General features: G+C 50.4%; 1 protein-coding gene. It reads left to right on the forward strand.

Features of this window, described 5'->3' with window-relative positions:
* Positions 1-2 precede the first annotated feature (2 nt).
* Positions 3-232: AIR carboxylase family protein (locus tag CF394_RS08090; RefSeq protein WP_243370750.1), on the forward strand; the 230-nt coding region annotated here is incomplete at its 3' end.

Here is a 232-nt window from a genome sequence, read left to right on the forward strand (position 1 = left end):
TTATTTCCATTATCATGGGCTCAAAATCCGACTGGGCAACCATGCAAAAAACAGCCGAAGTCCTAGACCGTTTCGGTGTGGCCTACGAAAAGAAGGTTGTCTCTGCCCACCGTACACCAGACCTCATGTTCAGAGATGCTGAAGAAGCTCGTAGCCGTGGTATCAAGGTCATTATTGCAGGTGCTGGCTGCGCAGCCCATTTGCCAGGAATGGTCGCAGCCAAAACAACACT

The organism is Tetzosporium hominis (assembly GCF_002265435.1).
Classification (GTDB): domain Bacteria; phylum Bacillota; class Bacilli; order Bacillales_A; family Planococcaceae; genus Chryseomicrobium; species Chryseomicrobium hominis.